The sequence below is a fragment of the Nocardioides sp. WS12 genome, assembly GCF_014108865.1.
Taxonomy (GTDB): domain Bacteria; phylum Actinomycetota; class Actinomycetes; order Propionibacteriales; family Nocardioidaceae; genus Nocardioides.
In genome coordinates, this window is the sequence record NZ_CP053928.1 from 1,873,349 (window position 1) to 1,894,321 (window position 20,973).

At 67.2% G+C, this 20,973-nt stretch carries 26 protein-coding genes; 23 read left to right on the forward strand and 3 right to left on the reverse strand.

Features of this window, described 5'->3' with window-relative positions; all coding sequences use genetic code 11:
- Positions 1 to 54 precede the first annotated feature (54 nt).
- The 9 genes from rpsH to map all read left to right on the forward strand — a co-directional run bounded on the left by rpsH (position 55) and on the right by map (position 5,590).
- On the forward strand, positions 55 to 459 hold the full coding sequence (gene rpsH / locus HRC28_RS08940; protein ID WP_182379751.1) for a 30S ribosomal protein S8: 405 nt from the start codon (positions 55 to 57) through the stop codon (positions 457 to 459).
- A 26-nt stretch (positions 460 to 485) separates the two neighbouring features.
- Positions 486 to 1,025 (forward strand): 50S ribosomal protein L6, encoded by a 540-nt coding sequence (gene rplF / locus HRC28_RS08945; protein ID WP_182379753.1) that lies wholly within the window; start codon positions 486 to 488, stop codon positions 1,023 to 1,025.
- A 1-nt stretch (position 1,026) separates the two neighbouring features.
- Positions 1,027 to 1,410, forward strand: a complete 384-nt coding sequence (gene rplR, locus HRC28_RS08950) for a 50S ribosomal protein L18 (protein ID WP_182379755.1) — start codon at positions 1,027 to 1,029, stop codon at positions 1,408 to 1,410.
- A gap of 25 nt (positions 1,411 to 1,435) precedes the next feature.
- Positions 1,436 to 2,077, forward strand: coding sequence for a 30S ribosomal protein S5 (gene rpsE / locus HRC28_RS08955; protein WP_182379756.1), 642 nt, complete (start codon positions 1,436 to 1,438; stop codon positions 2,075 to 2,077).
- A complete protein-coding gene (rpmD, locus tag HRC28_RS08960; protein ID WP_056707984.1) occupies positions 2,077 to 2,265 on the forward strand; it encodes a 50S ribosomal protein L30 in 189 nt (62 codons plus the stop codon). Before rpsE ends, rpmD begins: the two co-directional genes overlap by 1 nt.
- 2 nt (positions 2,266 to 2,267) lie before the next feature.
- The gene (gene rplO / locus HRC28_RS08965) at positions 2,268 to 2,711 is read left to right on the forward strand and encodes a 50S ribosomal protein L15 (RefSeq protein ID WP_182379758.1); all 444 of its coding nucleotides are present in this window, start codon (positions 2,268 to 2,270) and stop codon (positions 2,709 to 2,711) included.
- Between the two features lie 158 nt (positions 2,712 to 2,869).
- Positions 2,870 to 4,183 carry a preprotein translocase subunit SecY gene (gene secY / locus HRC28_RS08970; RefSeq protein WP_182379759.1) on the forward strand — a complete coding sequence of 438 codons (1,314 nt, stop codon included), beginning with the start codon at positions 2,870 to 2,872 and terminating at the stop codon, positions 4,181 to 4,183.
- Entirely contained in the window at positions 4,180 to 4,755 is a 576-nt protein-coding gene (locus tag HRC28_RS08975) for an adenylate kinase (RefSeq protein WP_182379760.1), read from the forward strand. The genes secY and HRC28_RS08975 overlap by 4 nt, the downstream gene beginning before the upstream one ends.
- A 10-nt stretch (positions 4,756 to 4,765) precedes the next feature.
- Positions 4,766 to 5,590: a type I methionyl aminopeptidase gene (map, locus tag HRC28_RS08980; protein ID WP_202033277.1), complete on the forward strand. Its 825-nt coding sequence runs from the start codon at positions 4,766 to 4,768 to the stop codon at positions 5,588 to 5,590.
- Between the two features lie 26 nt (positions 5,591 to 5,616).
- Here the strand turns inward: map and HRC28_RS25345 are convergent, their stop codons facing one another.
- Complete coding sequence (locus HRC28_RS25345) at positions 5,617 to 6,696, reverse strand: DUF4190 domain-containing protein (protein ID WP_237111761.1); 1,080 nt, start codon at positions 6,694 to 6,696, stop codon at positions 5,617 to 5,619.
- A 120-nt stretch (positions 6,697 to 6,816) separates the two neighbouring features.
- Here HRC28_RS25345 and HRC28_RS08990 point away from each other — a divergent pair, with 120 nt between their 5' ends.
- The 13 genes from HRC28_RS08990 (at position 6,817) to HRC28_RS09050 (ending at position 18,774) form a co-directional block, all read left to right on the forward strand.
- On the forward strand, positions 6,817 to 7,959 hold the full coding sequence (locus HRC28_RS08990) for an isochorismate synthase (RefSeq protein WP_182379764.1): 1,143 nt from the start codon (positions 6,817 to 6,819) through the stop codon (positions 7,957 to 7,959).
- 196 nt (positions 7,960 to 8,155) lie between these two features.
- Entirely contained in the window at positions 8,156 to 9,196 is a 1,041-nt protein-coding gene (locus HRC28_RS08995; protein WP_182379765.1) for a TerC family protein, read from the forward strand.
- Positions 9,197 to 9,275: 79 nt separating this feature from the next.
- Complete coding sequence (locus HRC28_RS09000) at positions 9,276 to 11,792, forward strand: FHA domain-containing protein (protein ID WP_182379767.1); 2,517 nt, start codon at positions 9,276 to 9,278, stop codon at positions 11,790 to 11,792.
- Between the two features lie 124 nt (positions 11,793 to 11,916).
- A complete protein-coding gene (locus tag HRC28_RS09005) occupies positions 11,917 to 12,972 on the forward strand; it encodes an LLM class flavin-dependent oxidoreductase (RefSeq protein WP_182379768.1) in 1,056 nt (351 codons plus the stop codon).
- A 185-nt stretch (positions 12,973 to 13,157) separates the two neighbouring features.
- Positions 13,158 to 13,379: a translation initiation factor IF-1 gene (gene infA, locus HRC28_RS09010; RefSeq protein ID WP_028656368.1), complete on the forward strand. Its 222-nt coding sequence runs from the start codon at positions 13,158 to 13,160 to the stop codon at positions 13,377 to 13,379.
- Between the two features lie 43 nt (positions 13,380 to 13,422).
- Positions 13,423 to 13,536 (forward strand): 50S ribosomal protein L36, encoded by a 114-nt coding sequence (gene rpmJ, locus HRC28_RS09015; protein WP_056707964.1) that lies wholly within the window; start codon positions 13,423 to 13,425, stop codon positions 13,534 to 13,536.
- A 176-nt stretch (positions 13,537 to 13,712) separates the two neighbouring features.
- Positions 13,713 to 14,090, forward strand: a complete 378-nt coding sequence (gene rpsM / locus HRC28_RS09020; protein WP_056707962.1) for a 30S ribosomal protein S13 — start codon at positions 13,713 to 13,715, stop codon at positions 14,088 to 14,090.
- Between the two features lie 56 nt (positions 14,091 to 14,146).
- Positions 14,147 to 14,548 carry a 30S ribosomal protein S11 gene (rpsK, locus tag HRC28_RS09025; RefSeq protein ID WP_038681087.1) on the forward strand — a complete coding sequence of 134 codons (402 nt, stop codon included), beginning with the start codon at positions 14,147 to 14,149 and terminating at the stop codon, positions 14,546 to 14,548.
- 18 nt (positions 14,549 to 14,566) lie between these two features.
- Complete coding sequence (gene rpsD / locus HRC28_RS09030) at positions 14,567 to 15,175, forward strand: 30S ribosomal protein S4 (RefSeq protein ID WP_182379770.1); 609 nt, start codon at positions 14,567 to 14,569, stop codon at positions 15,173 to 15,175.
- 130 nt (positions 15,176 to 15,305) lie between these two features.
- Positions 15,306 to 16,325, forward strand: coding sequence for a DNA-directed RNA polymerase subunit alpha (locus HRC28_RS09035; protein ID WP_056707949.1), 1,020 nt, complete (start codon positions 15,306 to 15,308; stop codon positions 16,323 to 16,325).
- A 147-nt stretch (positions 16,326 to 16,472) separates the two neighbouring features.
- Positions 16,473 to 17,036 (forward strand): 50S ribosomal protein L17, encoded by a 564-nt coding sequence (gene rplQ / locus HRC28_RS09040; RefSeq protein WP_182379771.1) that lies wholly within the window; start codon positions 16,473 to 16,475, stop codon positions 17,034 to 17,036.
- A gap of 101 nt (positions 17,037 to 17,137) precedes the next feature.
- Positions 17,138 to 18,154 carry a 4-hydroxy-3-methylbut-2-enyl diphosphate reductase gene (locus HRC28_RS09045; RefSeq protein WP_182379772.1) on the forward strand — a complete coding sequence of 339 codons (1,017 nt, stop codon included), beginning with the start codon at positions 17,138 to 17,140 and terminating at the stop codon, positions 18,152 to 18,154.
- Positions 18,154 to 18,774: an L-threonylcarbamoyladenylate synthase gene (locus HRC28_RS09050; protein WP_182379774.1), complete on the forward strand. Its 621-nt coding sequence runs from the start codon at positions 18,154 to 18,156 to the stop codon at positions 18,772 to 18,774. The genes HRC28_RS09045 and HRC28_RS09050 overlap by 1 nt, the downstream gene beginning before the upstream one ends.
- A gap of 13 nt (positions 18,775 to 18,787) precedes the next feature.
- Here HRC28_RS09050 and HRC28_RS09055 read toward each other — a convergent pair whose 3' ends face one another.
- Together HRC28_RS09055 and HRC28_RS09060 are read right to left on the reverse strand one after the other, a co-directional pair.
- On the reverse strand, positions 18,788 to 19,210 hold the full coding sequence (locus HRC28_RS09055; RefSeq protein ID WP_182379775.1) for a DUF6542 domain-containing protein: 423 nt from the start codon (positions 19,208 to 19,210) through the stop codon (positions 18,788 to 18,790).
- Between the two features lie 52 nt (positions 19,211 to 19,262).
- Positions 19,263 to 20,045 carry an exodeoxyribonuclease III gene (locus tag HRC28_RS09060; RefSeq protein WP_182379776.1) on the reverse strand — a complete coding sequence of 261 codons (783 nt, stop codon included), beginning with the start codon at positions 20,043 to 20,045 and terminating at the stop codon, positions 19,263 to 19,265.
- Between the two features lie 118 nt (positions 20,046 to 20,163).
- Between HRC28_RS09060 and HRC28_RS09065 the strand changes: the two genes are divergently transcribed.
- The gene (locus tag HRC28_RS09065; RefSeq protein ID WP_202033278.1) at positions 20,164 to 20,931 is read left to right on the forward strand and encodes a M57 family metalloprotease; all 768 of its coding nucleotides are present in this window, start codon (positions 20,164 to 20,166) and stop codon (positions 20,929 to 20,931) included.
- The last annotated feature ends 42 nt before the right edge of the window (positions 20,932 to 20,973 follow it).

Here is a 20,973-nt window from a genome sequence, read left to right on the forward strand (position 1 = left end):
TGAAGGTCCACCTGCCGCGTGCGGGTGGAAACCACAGCAGAAAGAACACACATCATGACGATGACTGACCCGATCGCAGACATGCTCACGCGTCTGCGTAACGCCAACCAGGCGTACCACGATGCGGTGACCATGCCGTACAGCAAGCTCAAGGAAGGCGTCGCGGAGATCCTTCGCCAGGAGGGGTACATCACCTCCTTCGCCGTTGCCGACAACGAGAACGGCGTCGGCAAGCTGCTGACCGTCAACCTCAAGTACGGCCGCAACCGCGAGCGCTCGATCGCCGGCGTCCGCCGGATCAGCAAGCCCGGCCTCCGGGTGTACGCCAAGCACACCGGCCTTCCGAAGGTCCTCGGTGGCCTCGGCGTCGCGATCATTTCGACCAGCCAGGGCCTGCTGACTGACCGTCAGGCCAACCAGAAGGGCGTGGGTGGGGAAGTCCTCGCCTACGTCTGGTGACCAGGGAAAGTTAGGAGAGAGAAACTATGTCGCGCATCGGCAAGCTCCCCGTCCCGGTCCCCGCGGGCGTCAATGTCCAGATCGACGGCGCCACCGTGAACGTCCAGGGCCCCAAGGGCAGCCTGAGCCACACGGTGATCGCCCCGATCACTGTCCAGCAGGGTGAGGGCGTCCTCGACGTCATCCGCCCCGACGACGAGCGGTTGTCCAAGGCCTACCACGGTCTGTCCCGCACGCTGATCAACAACATGGTGGTCGGCGTCACCGAGGGTTACGAGAAGAAGCTCGAGATCGTCGGCGTGGGTTACCGCGTCATCTCGAAGGGCCCGACCCAGCTGGAGTTCCAGCTCGGTTACTCCCACGTGATCATCTTCGACGCTCCGGAAGGCATCACCTTCGTGGTGGAAAGCCCCACGAAGCTCGGTGTGGTCGGAATCGACAAGCAGTTGGTCGGCGAGGTTGCCGCCAACATCCGCAAGCTTCGCAAGCCCGAGCCGTACAAGGGCAAGGGTGTCCGGTACTCCGGCGAACACGTCCGCCGCAAGGTCGGAAAGGCTGGTAAGTGACATGGCGATCACTCTGAAGCACCAGCGGAACCTCTCTGCGCGCGCATCCTCACGGTTGCGTCGCCAGATCCGGGGCCGCAAGAAGATTTCCGGCACTGCCGCGCGTCCGCGCCTGGTGGTCACCCGGTCGACGAAGCACATCACCGCCCAGGTCGTCGACGACCTGGTCGGAAAGACCCTGGTCTCTGCCTCGACTCTCGAGGGCGACCTGCGTTCCCTCGCGGGCGACAAGACGGCCAAGGCCAAGAAGGTCGGCGAGCTTGTCGCCGCCCGCGCCAAGGAACTCGGCGTTGAGTCGGTCGTCTTCGACCGGTCCGGCAACAAGTATCACGGCCGCATTGCGGCCCTGGCTGATGGCGCCCGCGAGGGCGGCCTGACCTTCTGACCGCGAACAGGACTGAGGAGAAATCATGAGCGGACCCCAGCGCGGACAGCGTTCGGGCGGCGACCGTGGCGGCCGTGGCGGTCGCGACGGCGGCCGTGGCGGCGCCGACAAGAGCCAGTACGTCGAGCGCGTCGTTGCAATCAACCGTGTTGCCAAGGTCGTGAAGGGTGGTCGTCGCTTCAGCTTCACCGCCCTCGTGGTCGTCGGTGACGGCGACGGCCTGGTCGGCGTCGGCTACGGCAAGGCCAAGGAAGTTCCCGCGGCGATCGCCAAGGGTGTCGAGGAGGCGAAGAAGAACTTCTTCCGCGTCCCCCGCATCCAGGGCACGATCCCGCACCCGGTACAGGGTGAGAAGGCTGCCGGCGTGGTGTTCCTGCGCCCGGCCGCTCCCGGTACCGGTGTCATCGCCGGTGGTCCGGTGCGCGCCGTTCTCGAGTGCGCCGGCATCCACGACGTCCTCAGCAAGTCGCTGGGATCGTCGAACCAGATCAACATCGTGCACGCCACGGTTGCGGCGCTCCAGCTCCTGGAGATGCCCGAGACCGTTGCCGCACGTCGTGGTCTGCCTGTTGAGCACGTCGCCCCGGCGGCACTGCTCAAGGCCCAGGCTGAGGGCGAGGCCACTGCGGCCGCGTCCAAGGCTGCACCTGAGGCGGTGACGGCCTGATGGCACAGCTGAAGGTCCAGCAGACCAAGTCGAAGATCGGCGCCAAGTTCAACCAGCGTGAAACGCTGCGGAGCCTTGGCCTCAAGCGGATCGGCGACGTCGTGATCAAGGAGGACCGTCCCGAGATCCGGGGCATGGTCCACACCGTCCGTCACATGGTGACGGTCGAGGTCGTCGGAGGCGAGTGACAATGACCCCGCTCAAGTTGCACCACCTGCGCCCCGCGCCGGGTGCGAAGACTGCCAAGACCCGTGTTGGTCGTGGTGAAGGATCCAAGGGCAAGACCTCGGGTCGTGGTACCAAGGGCACCAAGGCCCGTTACCAGGTCCCGGTCGCGTTCGAGGGTGGGCAGATGCCCATCCACATGCGGCTCCCGAAGCTTCGCGGCTTCCGGAACCCGTTCAAGGTGACCTTCCAGGTCGTCAACCTCGACAAGATCAGCGCACTGTTCCCCGAGGGTGGCGACGTCACCCCGGAGACGCTCGTTGCTCGGGGCGCGGTCCGCAAGGGCCTGCCCGTCAAGGTGCTCGGCCAGGGCGAGCTCACTGTCAAGGTTTCGGTGAGCGCTGAGGCGTTCTCCACCTCGGCCAAGGACAAGATCGAGAGCGCCGGCGGGACCGTCACGGTTCTGTGATGACGCTGCAAGGGGCGCGGTGACCTCCCGAGGTCTCCGCGCCCTTTGCGCTTTCTCCTGCACTTCCCCGGAACTTCCAGCACCCCCTCAGGGGGTGCAGGCCCCCCTGTTAGGCTTCCCGCTGGCCACAAGGCCAGGAGCAAGAGAAGAGGACCCGAGTGCTCAGCGCGTTCGTGAACGCCTTCCGGACCCCGGACCTTCGGCGCAAACTGCTGTTCGTCCTGTTGATCATCGTGATCTTCCGGGCCGGCTCGCAGATCCCCGCCCCCGGCGTCAATGTGGCCAACGTCGAGAAGTGCATCGACGTCGTTCAGGAGGGCAGCAACGCCAGCCTGTACAGCCTGGTGAACCTCTTCTCCGGCGGGGCCCTGCTCCAGCTCACCATTTTCGCGCTGGGCATCATGCCCTACATCACCGCGAGCATCATCTTGCAGTTGCTCGTCGTCGTGATCCCGCGCCTCGAGGCCCTCAAGAAGGAGGGTCAGGCCGGTCAGACGAAGATCACGCAGTACACGCGCTACCTGACGCTCGGTCTTGCGGTGCTGCAGGCGACGGGCATCGTCGCGCTCGCGCGCACCGGCAACCTTCTCCAAGGGTGCGACAGCACGTTGTATCCACTGCTGCACAGCGACAACACCAAGACCTTCCTCGTCCTGGTCGTCACCATGACCGCGGGCACCGCAGTGATCATGTGGCTCGGTGAGCTGATCACCGAACGGGGTGTCGGCAACGGCATGTCGATCCTGATCTTCACCCAGGTCGTGGCGACCTTCCCGGCCGGACTCTGGGCCGTGAAGATCAGCCAGGGTTGGTGGACGTTCGGCATCGTGATCGTCATTGGTCTGGTGATCGTGGCCGCGGTCATCTTCATCGAACAGGCCCAGCGCCGGATTCCGGTGCAGTACGCCCGACGAATGGTCGGCCGCAAGATGTTCGGCGGCAGTTCCACCTACATCCCGCTCAAGGTGAACCAGGCCGGCATCATCCCGGTCATCTTCGCCTCCTCGCTGCTCTACCTGCCGGCGATGGCGGTCCAGTTCAACCAGGAGAACCCGAATCAGGTCATCCGGTACGTCAACGAATACCTCGTTGACCAGGGTCACCCGGTGCACATGGCGGCGTACTTCCTGCTGATCATCTTCTTCACCTACTTCTACGTGTCGATCACCTTCAACCCTCAAGAGGTGGCCGACAACATGAAGAAGTACGGCGGCTTCATCCCCGGGATCCGGGCGGGCAAGCCGACGCAGGACTACCTGTCCTACGTTCTGTCCCGCATCACGCTGCCGGGCGCTCTCTACCTGGGTCTGATCTCGCTCGTACCGCTGATCGCGTTCGTGCTGATTGACGCCAACCAGAACTTCCCGTTCGGTGGTACCTCCATTCTGATCATGGTCGGTGTCGCCCTCGATACGGTGAAGCAGATCGAGAGCCAGCTCCAGCAGCGCAACTATGAAGGATTCCTGCGTTGAGGCTTCTGATCATGGGTCCCCCCGGGGCCGGCAAGGGCACACAGGCCACGGCGGTGGCGGAGCACTTCGGTGTTCCGGCGATCTCGACCGGTGACATCTTCCGCGCCAACGTTGCGCAGGGCACCCCGCTGGGTGTCGAGGCGAAGCGGTACATGGACGCCGGGGAGTACGTGCCCGACGAAGTCACCAACAACATGGTGCGCAACCGGATCGCCGACCCGGACGCCGACGCCGGCTTCCTGCTGGACGGCTACCCGCGCACCCTGGCCCAGGTCACCGAGCTCGACGGCATGATCGAGGAGACGGGCCACAAGCTCGACGCCGTCCTCGTGCTGACCGTTGACCAGGAGGCCGTCATCGGTCGCCTGCTCAAGCGCGCCGAGATCGAAGGTCGCGCCGACGACAACGAGGACGTCATTCGACGCCGCCTCGAGGTCTACGGCGAGGAGACCGAGCCTCTCATCGCGTCCTACAGCGAGCGTGGCCTGGTCGTCTCCGTCGACGGCATGGGCGATGTCGAAGAGGTCCAGCAGCGGATCTTTGCCGCGCTGGACGACATCGACCAGAGCTGAACCACGCCGCGTGCTGTTCGACCACCGGATCGAGATCAAGAGCCCCGATCAGGTCCGGGCGATGCGTGTGGCCGGCCTCGTGGTCGGCCGCACCCTGAGCCTGCTGCGCGACGCCGTACGTCCGGGCGTCACGACGGGTGAACTGGATGCGCTCGCGGAGCAGAGCATCCGCGAGCAGGGCGGCATTCCGTCGTTCCTCGGGTACGGCGTCCCGCCCTTCCCCGCGAGCATCTGCGCCTCCGTGAACGACGAAGTCGTCCACGGGATCCCGGGCGGCCGGGTCCTGGTCGACGGCGACGCCATCTCCATCGACTGCGGCGCGATCGTCCAGGGCTGGCACGGCGACGCGGCGATCACGGTGGCCGTGGGCGACGTCAGGCCCGAGGTCGCGACCCTGATGGACGTGACCGAGGAATCCCTGTGGCGTGGTCTCGCGGCAGCCCGCGTCGGTGGCCGGGTGGGAGACATCTCCGCCGCGGTCGAGGCCTACGTCCTGAGCCGGGGCAACTACGGCATCGTCGATGGCTACACCGGTCACGGCATCGGCACCGAGATGCACATGGAGCCGGACGTTCCGAACCGTGGCCGCGCGGGCCGTGGACCACGTCTCAAGCAGGGCACCGCGCTGGCGGTCGAGCCGATGATCACCCTCGGCTCCGACGACACCGACATCGCTGACGACGAGTGGACCGTGGTCACTTCGGACGGCCGGTGGGCCGCCCACTACGAACACACCTTCGCCCTCACCGACTCGGGCGTGTGGGTGCTGACCGCCGAGGACGGTGGCAAGGCCCGCCTCGAGGCGCTCGGCGTGCCCTACGGCGGCGAGGACTGACAGTCCCCGCGCAGTCCCGCGTCGCCTCAGATGGAGTTGTAGGCGATCACGAGGAACGTCACCAGCGCCGCCCAGAGCACGAGGGCCAGGTAGCCGAGTACGAGTCCGGCCGTCGCCATCCCGGCGCCGCCCTCGCCCGTCCGGCGGATCTGCGAGCGCGCGATGTGGCCGAGCGGGATGGCCAGGAGGCCGCCCAGGAGTCCGAACACCAGGGCGAGGATGGCGAACGTGTTGGTGCGCAGGGCCGTTGGTCCTGTCGGCACGGCTACCGAACCGACGGCTGAGGGCCATGCCTGCATCGGGGCTCGTTGTGTCGTTGCCGGCAAGAGGACGGCCACCAGGGCCCCGAGGAGTCCGGTGATCGTGCAAGCCGCAACAGGAACGACCGTCGCAATGATGGAGTTGACGTTCTGGAAGAGAACGTCAAAGGCGATGGCCAGTCCGACCACGACGGTGGCGAGGATTCCGGCAAGGATTGCGGCTGCTCCGCGGGGAGCACGTCGAGTCATCCGCGCGGCGAGGTAGCCGACGACTGACGTTCCGAGAATCAGGAGGACCACGATCAGTGCACGGGGTAGGCGGTTACCGATTGGCCCCGACGCCCAGAAGGCGATGCCGTCTGCCAGCCAGGTTCGTCCGAACAGACCGAACCACAGGAGAAGTGCCAGGACGTATCCGGCCGCCACGAGCAGGACGAGCAATACCGCTGGGCGATCTCGGCGCGCGAGGACGCCCAACAGGGCGGCGGCGCATCCGAAGGAGATCAGTTCAAACGTGGTGCTGATGGCGATGTTGTTGCCGGGGAGGGCCAAATCAGGCACCACGGCGGAGAAAACACCGAGCGTCGCGAGGGCGATCAGTGCGATGGCGCCCACGACCGGCGTGGCATCGACCGCGTGTGGCAATGACGGTGAGTATGCGGGCGACGCTGGCGCGAAGGCGGCCGCGGGCGGCGGGGGAGGGGGCGGAGGGGCGACAGCGACCTTCAGCGCAGACCGCAGAACCGTGGCCGTGCTGGCCTCGACGTCGTGCCGGGTGCCGCAGCCCGGACAGAACGGCGTACCGCTGTTGGGTGCACCGCAGGTGCCGCAGAACTGAGAAACCATCGACACATCCCCCTTGTTCGCGCTGCCCCGCGGTTGCAGGCGACGACGCAGGCTGTTCCTATCGCATCATCCGGAGCCTCCGCGGGGTTTCGCTGGAACGGGCGGACTAGGCTGGGCGTCATGGCGCGGGACCCGATCACACCTGCGGCCCTCGCCGCCCGGCCCTTCCTCTTCGCCTCCGGCGAGGAGGCGTACGTCGCCAGCCGGGTGTTGCACACGTGGACCACGCCTGACGGGGCTGATGTCGGTTGGGCCGACGACGTGGTTGCGGCCCTGGCGCCGGGGGAGCGGGCGCTGTGCGCGCTGTCCTTCGCCGCGGGCGCTCCGGGTCTTGCGCACCAGGTGGTGGGCGCCGAGCACGCGTTGCAACGGCCGACGGTTCCGCTGGCGGTGGACCGGACCTACCAGGTCACCGAGTTCCCGACGGCCGATGAGTATGCGGCCATGGTCGAGAAGGCGCTGGTCAAGATCGCTGACGGCTGGCTCCACAAGGTGGTGCTCGGCCGCTGCCTCGATGTGGTCAGTTCGCCGCCGTTGGTGCCTGCCGAGATCATCGACCGCCTGCTGCAGACGCGCCCGGGACGCTATGTCTTCAGTGTCCCGCTGGTGAGCGACGATGCGGCCCCTGCCGACGGCCCGATCCTGGTCGGCGCGAGTCCCGAACTGCTGGTGCGCCGCGACGGCCTCGACATCTCTTGCACTCCGCTGGCCGGTTCCGTGCCGCGCTCCGCCGACGCAGCCGAGGACGCGGCGCGTGCCGCGGGTCTGCGGGAGTCGGCCAAGGACCTCGCCGAGCACGCGTTCGTCGTCGAGGCGATCGTGCACGCACTCAAGGAGGTGTGCGTCGAGATCGAGTACCCCGCCACCCCGGAGCTGCTCTCGACCGACACTGTCTGGCACCTCGCCACCCCGATCCGTGCCCGCCTCGCGGCCGGCGCGGAGGGCCCCAGCGCACTGCGCCTGGCCCAGCTCCTGCATCCGACGCCCGCCGTGGGCGGCGTACCCACTGCTGCCGCCAACGCCGTGATCGCGGACCTCGAAGGCGACCTGCGCGACTGGTTCGCCGGATGCGTCGGCTGGGTCGATGGCAACGGTGACGGCGAGTTCGCTGTGACGATCCGCGCCGCCGTGATCGACGGCGATCGGTTGCGCCTGTTCGCCGGGGCGGGCATCGTGACGGGGTCAGACCCCGCTTCCGAGGTGCGTGAGACCGGTGCCAAGCTCGCCACCATGGCGCGGGTCAGCGGTCTCGCGGTGGATTAGTGCTGCGCCCGGCGCTCATGGGAGGATCGGTCCACTTGAGGGGAGTATTCCTTCGCTGCGGGCTCGTCATCACGATCGAACGTCGCCGTTCGATCCGGACCCGTGGGTTGCCCGGCCAGCTCGACTGGACGGGGCAGCGGAAGAGACCTCGGGCGATCTTGTTGACCGCTCCAGCCCCTGAAAGAGGACTGCTTCCATGGATGTGACCACCCTCGAGTGGACGATCACGATCGTCGCCACGATCGGTGTCCTGCTCTTCGACATCATCGTGATCGCGCGCGATCCCCACGAGCCGACGATGAAGGAGTGCGCGGTCGCGCTCTCGTTCTACATCGGCGCGGCGCTCGCCTTCGGCCTGTTCATCTGGCTGCACCACGGCCACGACTACGGCATCGAGTTCTACACCGGCTGGTTGACCGAGTACTCCCTGTCGATCGACAACCTGTTCGTCTTCATCATCTTGATGGCGGCGCTCAAGGTGCCCAGGAAGTACCAGCAGGAGGCGTTGCTCGTCGGCATCGTGCTGGCCCTGATCTTCCGCGGCATCTTCATCGCGCTCGGCTACACGCTCATCGAGAACTTCAGCTGGGTCTTCTACATCTTCGGCGCGTTCCTGGTCTACACGGCCTTCAAGCTCGTGAAGTCCTACGGCAGCCACGAGGACGAGCACCCCGAGGACAACGCGGTCGTCTCCTTCGCCCGCAAGCACCTGAACGTCGGCGAGGAGTACCGCGGCCTGCGCCTCTGGTATACCGAGAACGGCGTGCGCTTCGTGTCCCCGATCCTGATCGTCATCATTGCGCTCGGTGTCACCGACATCCTGTTCGCGCTGGACTCGATTCCCGCGATCTTCGGCATCACCCAGGAGCCGTACCTCGTGTTCACGGCCAACGTGTTCGCGCTGATGGGCCTGCGCCAGTTGTACTTCCTGCTCGGTGGCCTGCTGCAGAAGCTCGTCTACCTGTCGCTGGGCCTGGCGTTCATCCTCGCCTTCATCGGCGTGAAGCTGGTCCTGCACGCCCTGCACGAGAACGAGCTGTCCTTCATCAACGACGGGCACGGCGTGCACGGTGCGCCCGAGATCTCGTCGCTGTTCAGCCTCGGCGTGATCATCGTGACGCTCATCGTCACCGGGGTCGCCAGCCTGTGGCGCGCGAACCGCGACGAGAAGGCCGCGCCTGCTGTTCCCGCCGCGGTCAACGACGTCGACGACACCCCGGGTCCCGACTGGCGCTAGGGATACGCAGTCTGGCGTCACGGCATCCATTAGGGTTTCGTGACGTCAGCCTGCTCCCGAACCGATCGACGAGGACTCCGTGGACCGACTCCAGGTGCAGTGGTCCGGTACCACCCGGACCTTCGAAGGCCCCCGCGTCGTCATCGGGCGTGAGCTCGACTGCGACGTACCGGTCACGGACGGGCGCGCCTCGCGACACCACGCCATCATCCAGGTCGAGGACGGCGTGTGGGTGGTCGTCGACTCCAGCAGCAACGGAACCTTCGTCTCCGGGCAGCGGATCAACCGACTTCCGCTGCAAGGCGCCCCGGTCAGCCTGAACGTGGGTGGCCCAGCGGGTGAGGCCGTCGTCGTCACGGTGTTGGCCCAGCAGGGCCCCGTGCCCCCGGCGTACCAACAGCCGCGGGTGCAGGCGCCGCCGCCGTACCAACCGCCGGTGCAGTCCTCCCGGCCCGTGCCGACCCCGCAGCCAACCCCGCAGCCCAACCCGCAGCCGGCGCAGCTCGGCGGCGAGTTCTGGAAGAACCTCCCGCCGCCGCAGGTGCCTGCGAGTGGTGCGCCGGTGGATGCTTGGCGACCCGTGGGCGTGCTGCCTCCGGGACAGCTCCCGCACGGACACTCCGTCGTCCTGCCCGCCCAGGTCCAGGCCGGGCGGTCGCTGAGCATCGGGCGCGACCACGCCAACGACATCGTGCTCGACGACGCGCTGGTCAGCCGGCGGCATGCGCGACTCGACCCGCCGACGGCGACGAGCCTGGCGGTGCTGCACGACCTGGGCTCGTTCAACGGCACCTTCGTCAACGGTCATCGCTTGCAGGGCGCCGTCCAGCTCCCGGTCGGTTCCGAGGTCATCGTCGGCAACCAGACCTTCCGTTGGGACGGCCACCAACTGGTCGCCTCGGCGACCGCCCACGAGTTCACGCTGTACGCCGACGGCCTCACCCAGGTCGTGGCCGGCGGCAAGCGCCTGATCGAGAACATCTCGTTCAAGCTCGAGCCACGCAGCCTGACCGCCGTCATCGGGCCGTCGGGTGCCGGCAAGTCCACCCTGCTGGGCGCGCTGACCGGTCTCAAGCCGGCCAGCCACGGTCGCGTCATCTGGCAGGGGCACGACCTCTACCAGCACTACGACCAGCTGCGCTTCCAGATCGGTCTGGTGCCGCAACAGGACATCCTGCATCCGCAACTCAAGGTCCGACAGGGGCTGCGGTACGCGGCCCAGCTGCGGCTCCCGCCGGACACCACGGCGCAGGAGTGGGACGCGCGGGTCAACCACGTCGCGAACCAGCTCCAGCTGGTGCAGCGGATGGAGAACCGGATCGGCACCCAGCTCTCGGGTGGCCAGCGCAAGCGGGTCTCGATCGCGACCGAACTGCTCACCGCACCGCCGCTCCTGTTCCTCGACGAGCCGACGTCGGGCCTGGATCCGGGGCTGGACCTCGAGGTCATGCGGCAGCTGCGCAGCCTCGCCGACGACGGTCGCGTCGTGATGGTGGTGACGCACTCGGTGCTCGCCCTCGACGTGTGCGACAACGTCCTGGTCCTCGCGCCCGGCGGCCGGATCGCGTACTTCGGCCCACCGGACGGCGTACTCGCCCACTTCGGGAAGACGAACTATCCCGAGGTGTTCGACCTCCTCGACGACCCCGACCTGTGGAGCCGGATCCCGGTGCCGCAGCACGCGGTCGACACGTCGTCGGTCCCGCGGCAGTCGCACGCGGGCTCGGTGCCCGCCCCGCCGCGCCAGTCCGTGTCGCGTCAGTTGTCGACCCTGATCAAGCGCAACCTGGCGGTCGTGTTCGCCGACAAGCTCCTGCTGGGCATGTTGATCCTGTTGCCCCTGATCCTCGGTGGGCTCAGTCGTCTCGTTCCCGGCAGCAATGGCCTGTCCCTCGACGCGACGGCAAGGGAACGGACCCTTCCCGACGGGTCGGTGGTCGAGTCGTTCGCAACCGGTGAGGCCTCCCAACGGCTGATCGTGCTGATCGTCGCCGCCTGCCTGATGGGCACGGCGCTCGCGATTCGCGAACTCGTGGGGGAGCGGCCGATCTTCAAGCGCGAGTACGCCGTCGGCCTCTCGCCCGGCGTCTACTTCATCAGCAAGGTGCTGGTCCTCGGTACGGCCGGCTTCGTCCAGGGCCTGCTGGTCACGTTCCTCGCCACGGTCGGACTGCCGGGTGCCGACGGCGACGTGGGCACCCTTCGGGTCGGTATCGCCATCGCGTCGCTGACCTTCACGATGGTGGTCATCGGTCTCGCACTGTCCGCGCTGGTCACCAGCACGGAGCAGACGATGCCCGCGCTGGTCGGCATGGTGATGGTCCAGTTGGTGCTCTCGGGCGCGTTGTTCGAGATCGCCGGCCGCGTCCTGCTCGAGCCGATCGCGTGGCTGTCGCCGTCGCGTTGGGGGTACGCCGCCGCGGCCTCCGCGATGGACTTCACCCGCGAGACCGAAGGCACCGACAAGGAGGACTGGATCGCCCTCGGCGGTGGCGGTCACTACCTGATGGACCTGATGGTGCTCGGGTTGTTGTGCCTCCTCGCGCTCGGCGCCGGGCTGCTCCTGGCCAAGCGCAGCGCCACCTCCGACGACTGATTGACTTGTCGAGCGCGTCTCCGACGCAGGACGGGCAGCAAGCTGCCGCCGACGTCTCCCGCCGCGCTGCCGACTGGCCGACCGGTCGGGGAATGCCGGGGCGCGATTTCGCCTTGGGTCAGGGATGACAACCTCCGGACCCCACCTCTCCGTCCTGGACCTCGTGCCGGTCCGCAGCGACCAGTCCACCGGTGACGCGGTCGCCGCGACCCTGGCTCTGGCGCGCACGGCCGATGCCCTCGGCTACCGCCGTTTCTGGATCGCCGAGCACCACAACATGCCGGCTGTGGCCGCGACCAACCCGGCGGTGCTGATCGGCCTGATCGCGTCGGTGACCGACCGGATCCGGGTCGGCTCCGGGGGAGTGATGCTCCCGAACCACGCCCCGCTGGTCGTTGCCGAACAGTTCGCGCTGCTCGAAGCGACCTTTCCCGACCGGATCGACCTGGGCATCGGGCGCGCGCCCGGCACCGACCCGGTGACCAGTTGGGCGCTGCGCCACGGCGCCGGCGGCGTCACGGACGAGGCGGTCTCCCGCTTCCCCGAGTACGTCGACAACGTGCTCGCGATGATGGAGCCGGCCGGCGTGGGCCTGGCCCTGCGTGGCCGCGAGCACATCCTGAAGGCGACCCCCGCCGCGACCTCGGTGCCGCAGATCTGGTTGCTGGGGTCCTCCGACTACTCCGCCCAGCTCGCTGCCGCCAAGGGGCGGCCCTACGTCTTCGCCCACCACTTCAGTGGCTCGGGGACCAAGGAGGCTCTGGAGCTGTACCGCTCCACGTTCCAGCCGTCGGCGGCGCTGGCCGAGCCGCGCACCTTCCTCACCGTGAACGCCTCGGTCGCGCCCACGACCGAGGAGGCCGAGCGCCTCGCGCTGCCCCAGCTGCTCCAGATGGCCGCCCTGCGGACGGGGCGCCCGCTGGCGGCCCAGCGGGTCGTCGAGGACGCCGAACTGATCGTGGAGGCCGGCCTGCCGGACGGCCACCAGGAGCTGATCGACGCCATGCGGAGTCGCTGGGTGATCGGCGACCCCTCGTCGGCCCGCGCCGCGCTCGAGTCGCTCGCGGCGACGTACGACGTCGACGAAGTGATGGTCAATCCGGTCGCCGGCGCGTTCGCCGGGGGCGATCCGCGCTCTGCTGCGGCCCGGGAACAGACCCTGACCCTGCTCGCCGGCTGACCCCTGCACGCTCGCAGATTGGGTGTTCACGGGTCGGAATGCATAAACTGGCGTGTCGGTCCAACGTGGGTTCGTGTGTGGTGCACAACTTGCGAGGTCCACTTCGCGCAACACCTGTTTCTCAGGCGTGCGGGGAGAGGTTCCCGGACCACCGGTAGACAACGTTCCCAACAAGATTGTGAGACATGGCCAAGAAGGAAGGCGTCATCGAGATGGAGGGCTCCGTCGTGGAGGCCCTTCCGAACGCCATGTTCCGCGTGGAGTTGAGCAACGGCCACAAGGTCCTCGCTCACATCAGCGGAAAGATGCGCCAGCACTACATCCGGATCCTCCCTGAGGACCGTGTGGTGGTGGAGCTCTCACCGTACGACCTCTCCCGTGGGCGGATCGTCTACCGCTACAAGTGAGCCACCGGCTCACCGTTACCGCCACTAGCTAGAAAGGGCTGACATGAAGGTCAACCCGAGCGTCAAGCCGATGTGTGACAAGTGCAAGGTGATTCGTCGCCACGGCCGCGTCATGGTCATCTGCGAGAACCCGCGTCACAAGCAGCGCCAGGGCTGAACAAGTCCCTGCGTGACCACAACTGAATACACATCTATCAACGTGATCGCTTAGGTCTCGCAAGCCCCGCCAACGGGCTGAGACCGAATCACCTCCGGAGCGGATGGCCGGAGCTGGGAAAGAACCCCCAGACGCATCACGACCACACCACCGTGAATCCAAGGAGAACGCCTTTCATGGCACGCCTCGTCGGAGTCGACCTCCCGCGCGACAAGCGCATCGAGATCGCACTCACCTACATCTACGGCATCGGCCGTACCCGCTCCCAGCAGCTGCTCGAGGTCACCGGGGTCAGCCCCAACCTCCGCGTGCACGAACTGGGAGATGAAGAGCTGGTCAAGCTCCGCGACGCCATTGACGCCGCGGGCATCAAGATCGAAGGTGACCTCCGTCGTGAGGTCCAGGCCGACATCCGTCGGAAGATCGAGATCGGCAGCTACCAGGGTCGTCGTCACCGCATGGGCCTTCCGGTCCGCGGACAGCGCACCAAGACCAACGCTCGTACCCGCAAGGGCCCGAAGCGCACGGTTGCCGGCAAGAAGAAGGCCAAGTGATCGATCGCCTCGTGCGATCTCACTGCCTCAGACCAGCTTCGACAAGGAGAAAATAGATGCCTCCCAAGGCTCGCGCGGGCGCCAAGAAGGTGCGCCGCAAGGAAAAGAAGAACGTTGCTCAGGGCGAAGCCCACATCAAGAGCACGTTCAACAACACGATCGTCACGATCACCGACCCCACGGGTGCGGTCATCTCGTGGGCCTCTGCCGGCACCGTCGGCTTCAAGGGCTCACGCAAGTCCACCCCGTACGCCGCTCAGATGGCTGCTGAAGCCGCTGGCCGTCGGGCGATGGAGCACGGCATGAAGAAGATCGACGTCTTCGTCAAGGGCCCGGGTTCGGGTCGCGAGACGGCGATTCGTTCGCTGGGTGCGATCGGCCTCGAGGTCGGCACCATCCAGGACGTGACCCCCGCCCCCCACAACGGCTGCCGCCCGCCCAAGCGCCGCCGCGTCTGAGATTAGGAGCGTAGAGACATGGCCCGTTACACCGGACCCCTGACCAAGAAGTCCCGCCGCCTCGGCGTGGACCTCGTCGGCGGCGACGCCGCATTCGAGAAGCGTCCTTACCCTCCCGGCCAGCACGGCCGCGCGCGGATCAAGGAGAGCGAGTACCGCAACCAGCTGCAGGAGAAGCAGAAGGCGCGTTACACGTACGGCATCCTCGAGAAGCAGTTCCACAAGTACTACGTCGAGGCAGCTCGTCGCCAGGGCAAGACCGGCGACAACCTCATCACGCTGCTCGAGTGCCGCCTGGACAACGTGATCTACCGTGCCGGCTTCGCCCGCACGCGTCGTCACGCCCGCCAGCTGGTCAACCACGGCCACTTCACGGTCAACGGCAAGAAGGTCGACATCCCGTCCTTCCAGGTCACCCAGTACGACATCATCGACGTGCGCGAGAAGTCGCTCGAGATGACGCCGTTCATCGTGGCCCGCGAGACCCACGGCGAGCGCATCGTTCCCGCATGGCTCGAGGCCGTTCCGACCCGCATGCGGATCCTGGTGCACTCGGTGCCGGTCCGTGAGCAGATCGACCTGCCCGTTCAGGAACAGCTCATCGTGGAGTACTACTCCAAGAAGTGATCATGTCTGCTCCGGCCCGTCGCTTCTCCGCAAGCGCGGGTCGGGGCAACATGCGTTGAACGTCCCTCTTCTCCATCCGCACCACATCTGGATCCTCATATAGCGGTCGATCCGGAAAGGAACGAAACAAGTGCTTATCGCACAGCGCCCCACCCTGTCGGAGGAGACTGTCGACCAGTTCCGGTCGCGCTTCGTCATCGAGCCCCTCGAGCCTGGCTTCGGCTACACGCTCGGCAACTCGCTGCGTCGTACTCTCCTTTCCTCGATCCCCGGTGCCTCGGTCACGAGCATCAAGGTCGACGGGGTCCTCCACGAGTTCTCGACCATCGAGGGCGTCAAGGAAGACCTCACCGAGATCATCCTCAACCTGAAGGGTCTGGTCGTCTCCTCGGAGCACGACGAGCCCGTCACCATGTACCTCCGCAAGTCGGGTGCCGGTGACGTCACCGGTGCCGACATCGCGCCCCCGGCCGGTGTCGAGGTCCACAACCCGGAGCTGAAGCTCGCGACCCTGGGCGACAACGGCAAGCTCGAGCTCGAGCTCGTCGTCGAGCGTGGCCGCGGCTACGTCTCCGCCGTCCAGAACAAGGGCGCCGACAACGAGATCGGCCGCATCCCGGTCGACTCGATCTACAGCCCCGTGCTGAAGGTGACCTACAAGGTCGAGGCCACCCGCGTCGAGCAGCGCACCGACTTCGACAAGCTCGTCATCGACGTCGAGACCAAGCCGTCGATCCTGCCCCGCGACGCCATCGCGTCGGCCGGCAAGACGCTGGTCGAGCTCTTCGGCCTGGCCCGTGAGCTCAACGTCGAGGCCGAGGGCATCGACATCGGCCCCTCGCCCGTGGACGAGCAGCTCGCCGCTGACCTCGCCCTCCCGGTCGAGGACCTGCAGCTCACCGTTCGGTCCTACAACTGCCTCAAGCGCGAGGGCGTCCACACCGTGGGCGAGCTCATCAGCCGCTCGGAGCAGGACCTGCTGGACATCCGCAACTTCGGTGCGAAGTCCATCGACGAGGTCAAGGCCAAGCTGCACGAGATGGGTCTGTCCCTCAAGGACAGCGCCCCGGGCTTCGACCCGTCGGCTGCTCTCGCCAACTACTCGGACGACGAGGACGACGAGTCGTTCATCGAGTCCGAAGAGTTCTGAGTTGAACGGGCCGAGCGTGTCTTCGGCGCAGAGGGGGCAGCAAGCTGCCGCCGACGCCTCCCGACACGCTGCCGGCCTCTGAATCCGTCCCTCTGGGACATCCACTATCCCGGTACCTGACACGGCCGGGGAGAATCGAGAAAAGCAATGCCCAAGCCCAAGAAGGGCCCCCGCCTCGGCGGTAGCTCGGCGCACCAGCGCCTCATCCTCGCGAACCTCGCCACCGCTCTCTTCGAGCACGGCAAGATCACGACGACCGAGGCCAAGGCCCGCACGCTGCGGCCCTACGCCGAGAAGCTGATCACCAAGGCGAAGAAGGCTCACGCTGGCGAGAACCCGCTGCACCAGCGTCGCGAGGTCCTCAAGACCATCCGCGACAAGGGTGTCGTGCACACGTTGTTCGCGGACATCGCGCCGACGTTCGCCGAGCGTCCGGGTGGCTACACCCGGATCACGAAGATCGGTCCGCGCCAGGGCGACAACGCCCCCATGGCCGTGATCGAGCTCGTGACCGAGGCGTTCGCCCCGTCCGCTCCGAAGGCACCCAAGGCCGAGCCCGCCGTCGAGGCTGCTCCGGTCGAGGAGACCCCTGAGGCCGAGGTCGTCGAGACCGAGGTCGCCGAGGTCGAGGCCACCGAGGAGGCTCCCGTCGAGGAGGCCACCGACGAGGTCGCTGCCGAGGAGTCCGACGAGGACGCCGACAAGGCCTGATCTGCAGCATTGCAACACACCGACCCGGTTCGCTCCTGCGAACCGGGTCGGTTCGTTTTTACCGATTCGGGTGCCCGCTCGCGCGCCGATAGACTGGAGCCATGAGCATCGACCTGGGGACCCCTCGCCTGATCGAGGAAGGCCAGCGCGAGGTGCTGCTGGCGGCACCCCGCGGTTACTGCGCGGGTGTCGACCGCGCGGTCGTGACCGTCGAGCAGGCGCTCGACCTCTATGGCTCGCCCGTCTACGTGCGCAAGCAGATCGTCCACAACAAGCACGTCGTGGCCAACCTCGAGGCGCGGGGCGCGATCTTCGTCGAGGAGCTCGACGAGGTCCCTGCGGGCGCCACCGTTGTCTTCTCGGCCCACGGTGTCTCGCCCGCCGTTGTCAACGAGGCGGCCGAGCGGGACCTGAAGACCATCGACGCGACATGTCCGCTGGTCACGAAGGTGCACCGGGAGGCCGTTCGATTCGCGGCCGATGGCTACACCATCCTGCTCATCGGGCACGCCGGACACGAAGAGGTCGAGGGCACCGCCGGGGAGGCCCCTGACCAGACCGTCCTCGTTGAGCACCCTGATGACGTGGACCACCTGGAGTTCCCCGCCGATGCCAAGCTCGCCTGGCTCTCCCAGACGACGCTGAGCGTCGACGAGACGATGGAGACGGTCCGGCGTTTGCGCGCGAAGTTCCCGCAACTCGAGGATCCGCCGAGCGACGACATCTGCTACGCCACCCAGAACCGCCAGGTGGCGGTCAAGGAGATCGGTGCCGCTGCTGACCTGGTGATCGTGGTCGGCTCCGCCAACTCGTCCAACTCGGTGCGCCTGGTCGAGGTGGCCCTCGAGGTCGGCGCCAAGGCGTCGTACCGCATCGACGACGTGTCAGAGCTGGACGAGACCTGGCTCGACGGTGCCGCCACGGTGAGCGTCACCTCCGGTGCCTCAGTGCCCGATCACCTCGTGACCGAGGTCCTGGCCTACCTTGCCGAGCGCGGCTACCCCGACGCCCGGGCGGTCCAGACCGCAGAGGAGACGTTGGCCTTCTCGCTGCCCAAGGAGCTGCATCGCGACCTCAAGGCCGCAGGACGCAGCACCAAGACCGCCGTACGGCTCTGATGGCTCGCTATCTCGACGTCCACCCGGACAACCCGCAGCCGCGATCGATTCAGCAGATCGTCGACGCACTCCACGACGACGCGCTGATCGCGTACCCGACGGACTCGGGTTACGCCCTGGGCTGCCGGGTCGGCAACCGTGACGGCCGCGACCGGATCCTCAAGATTCGCGGGCTCGACGACCGCCACCACTTCACCCTGGTGTGCCGCGACTTCAGCCAGCTCGGTCAACTGGTCCACGTCGACAACGCGGCGTTCCGCGCGATCCGTGCCGTGACGCCCGGGCCCTACACGTTCATCCTGCCCGGCACCCCCGAGGTGCCGCGGCGACTGCTGCACCCCAAGAAGAAGACCGTGGGCGTGCGCATCCCTGACCACACCGTCGTCCAGGCCATCCTCGACCTGCTCGATGAGCCGTTGCTGTCGAGTTCGCTGATCCTGCCGGGCGAGACCGAGCCGCGCACCATGGGCTGGGAGATCAAGGAAGACCTCGACCACGCGGTCGACATCGTGGTCGAAGCGGGGGAGACCCCCGCCGAGCCGACCACGGTCGTGGACTGGTCGGAAGGCGCGCCCGAGATCATCCGCCGCGGGGCCGGCGACCCTGACCGCTTCGCCTGATCCGTCGATCAGGTCAGCGCGGGTGGCGGAGCAGGAACGACCGTCGTACGGCGAGCAGAGCCAGGCAGGCGGCGTACCCGAAGACCAGGGCGAGGGCATGTCCTGACAGCCCGGAAACGGTGGCCTGGACGAAGCCGTCATCGCTGCGGGCGATCGAGCCCGGCTCGCTGATCCCGAGCAGCAAGGCCACGAACAGCATGGCCAGCGGCGGCAGGACACCGACCGGGAAGAAGTCGGACGGCTTGACCAGCAGTGCGACGCCGACGCAGATCGTCACGAACGCCAGGTCGTAGAACAGGCCGAGTCCGTCACTGAGGACGAGGTCGAGGACGGTCGCGGTCAGCAGCAGCGCCATCGCGAGGGCGATGAGTTCACGCGCAGGCTGGCGACCCTCTTCCCAGAGCGTGGGAGGTCGCGGTGACAGCGCCGAGTTCACACCTTCACGCTAGTTCGTCTGGACGGCCGTCGTCCGGACCCGCGCCGCAGCGTCAGTCGGCCAGGTCGACGATGACGGGTGCGTGGTCGCTCGGGGAGCCGGTGTTCTGGGCGGGGTCCCGCTCGTCGCGGTCGATGAATGCGCCGGTGACGCGCTCGGCGAAGCCGGGGGAGCCGACCACGAAGTCGATCTTCAGGCCGCGGTCGCGCTCGAACCGCTGGCGGTAGTAGTCCCAGTACGTGTAGCCGGGCGCGTGCTCGCGGGTGACCTCGGCCCAGCCGCTGTCGAGGAAGCCCTGGAACGCCGCACGCTCGGCGGGCGTCACGTGGGTCGAGTTGCGGAACTGGGCGACGTCGAAGACGTCGTCGTCGGTCGGGCAGATGTTCCAGTCCCCGACGAGGGCAGTCGGCGTACCGAGCCAGTCGTTCGCCGCGGTGTGCAGGCCCGCCAGCCAGTCGAGCTTGTAGGCGTAGTGCGGGTCCTCCGGCTTGCGGCCGTTGGGGATGTAGAGACTCCAGATCCGTACGCCGCCGCAGGTTGCGCCGATCGCCCGCGCCTCCACGACCGGCGGCTCGCCCCAACCCGGCTGACCCGGGAAGCCGATCGTCACGTCGTCCAGGCCGACCCGGCTGATCAGGGCCACGCCGTTCCACTGGTCCAGCCCATGGGCCGCGACGTCGTACCCGCGGGCCTGCAGGCCCATCAGCGGCACCTGGTCCTCGCGCGCCTTGATCTCCTGCAACGCGAGCACGTCGATGTCGTGGCGCTCGAGGAAGGCCTCGACCCGGTCGATTCGCGAGCGAAGAGAATTCACGTTCCAGGTTGCGATACGCACCTCAGGAGGCTATCCGGGACGGCTCCGCGCCCCCACAATGGAGGCCAATCATGGGATGAAAGGTCGTGGCACAGTGTCAGCACGAATCCGCAGGGTCGCCGTAGGAGCCACATGTCTGGTGGCTGCCGTTGCCGGCGTCACGACGTCGGCGTCCGCCGAGGACGGCTCCGCCGTACCGACCTTCAAGGAGTTCGAGTCCTCGACCTACGTCGACGTGGACGGTGCCTACGTCGTCAACGGTGACGAGGTCGAATCCACCAAGGGTGGGCTGAAGAAGTTCTACGAGGGGATGGTCGGCTCCGACGACGTCCCGATCGACGGTCTCATCGTCAACACCGTGAGCGGTCGCGACGACAAGTGGAGTGCCTCGCAGGCCCTGAACCTCACGTACTGCGTGAGCACCAAGTTCGGCACCCGTCACGCCGACGTCGTTGCCGCGATGGCCGGTGGCGCCGGGCTGTGGGAGGCGGCGTCGTCGAAGGTCAACTTCGTCTACGTCCCCGCGCAGAACAGCAGCTGCAACACGCGCAACAACAACGTCCTGTTCTCGGTCGAGCCGGTCAGCACCTCGCAGTACATCGCCCGTGCGTTCTTCCCGAGCACGGCCAAGCGGTCGCGCAACGTGCTGATCGACGACTCGATCTGGAGCTCGGGCAACTGGGAGCCGATCGACATCCTGGCTCACGAGCTCGGCCACACCCTCGGGTTCCGTCACGAGCACACCCGCCCCGAGGCCGGCACCTGCTTCGAGGACAACAACTGGCGTCCGCTGACGCCGTACGACGCGGCGTCGATCATGCACTACCCGCAGTGCAACGGCAGTTCGAGCGACCTGGAGTTCCAAGCGTCCGACGCCGCTGGTGTGAGGGCCCTCTACGGCTCCTGACAGCTGCTCCACTGACGACGGCCCTCCCTGCCTCCCAGGGAG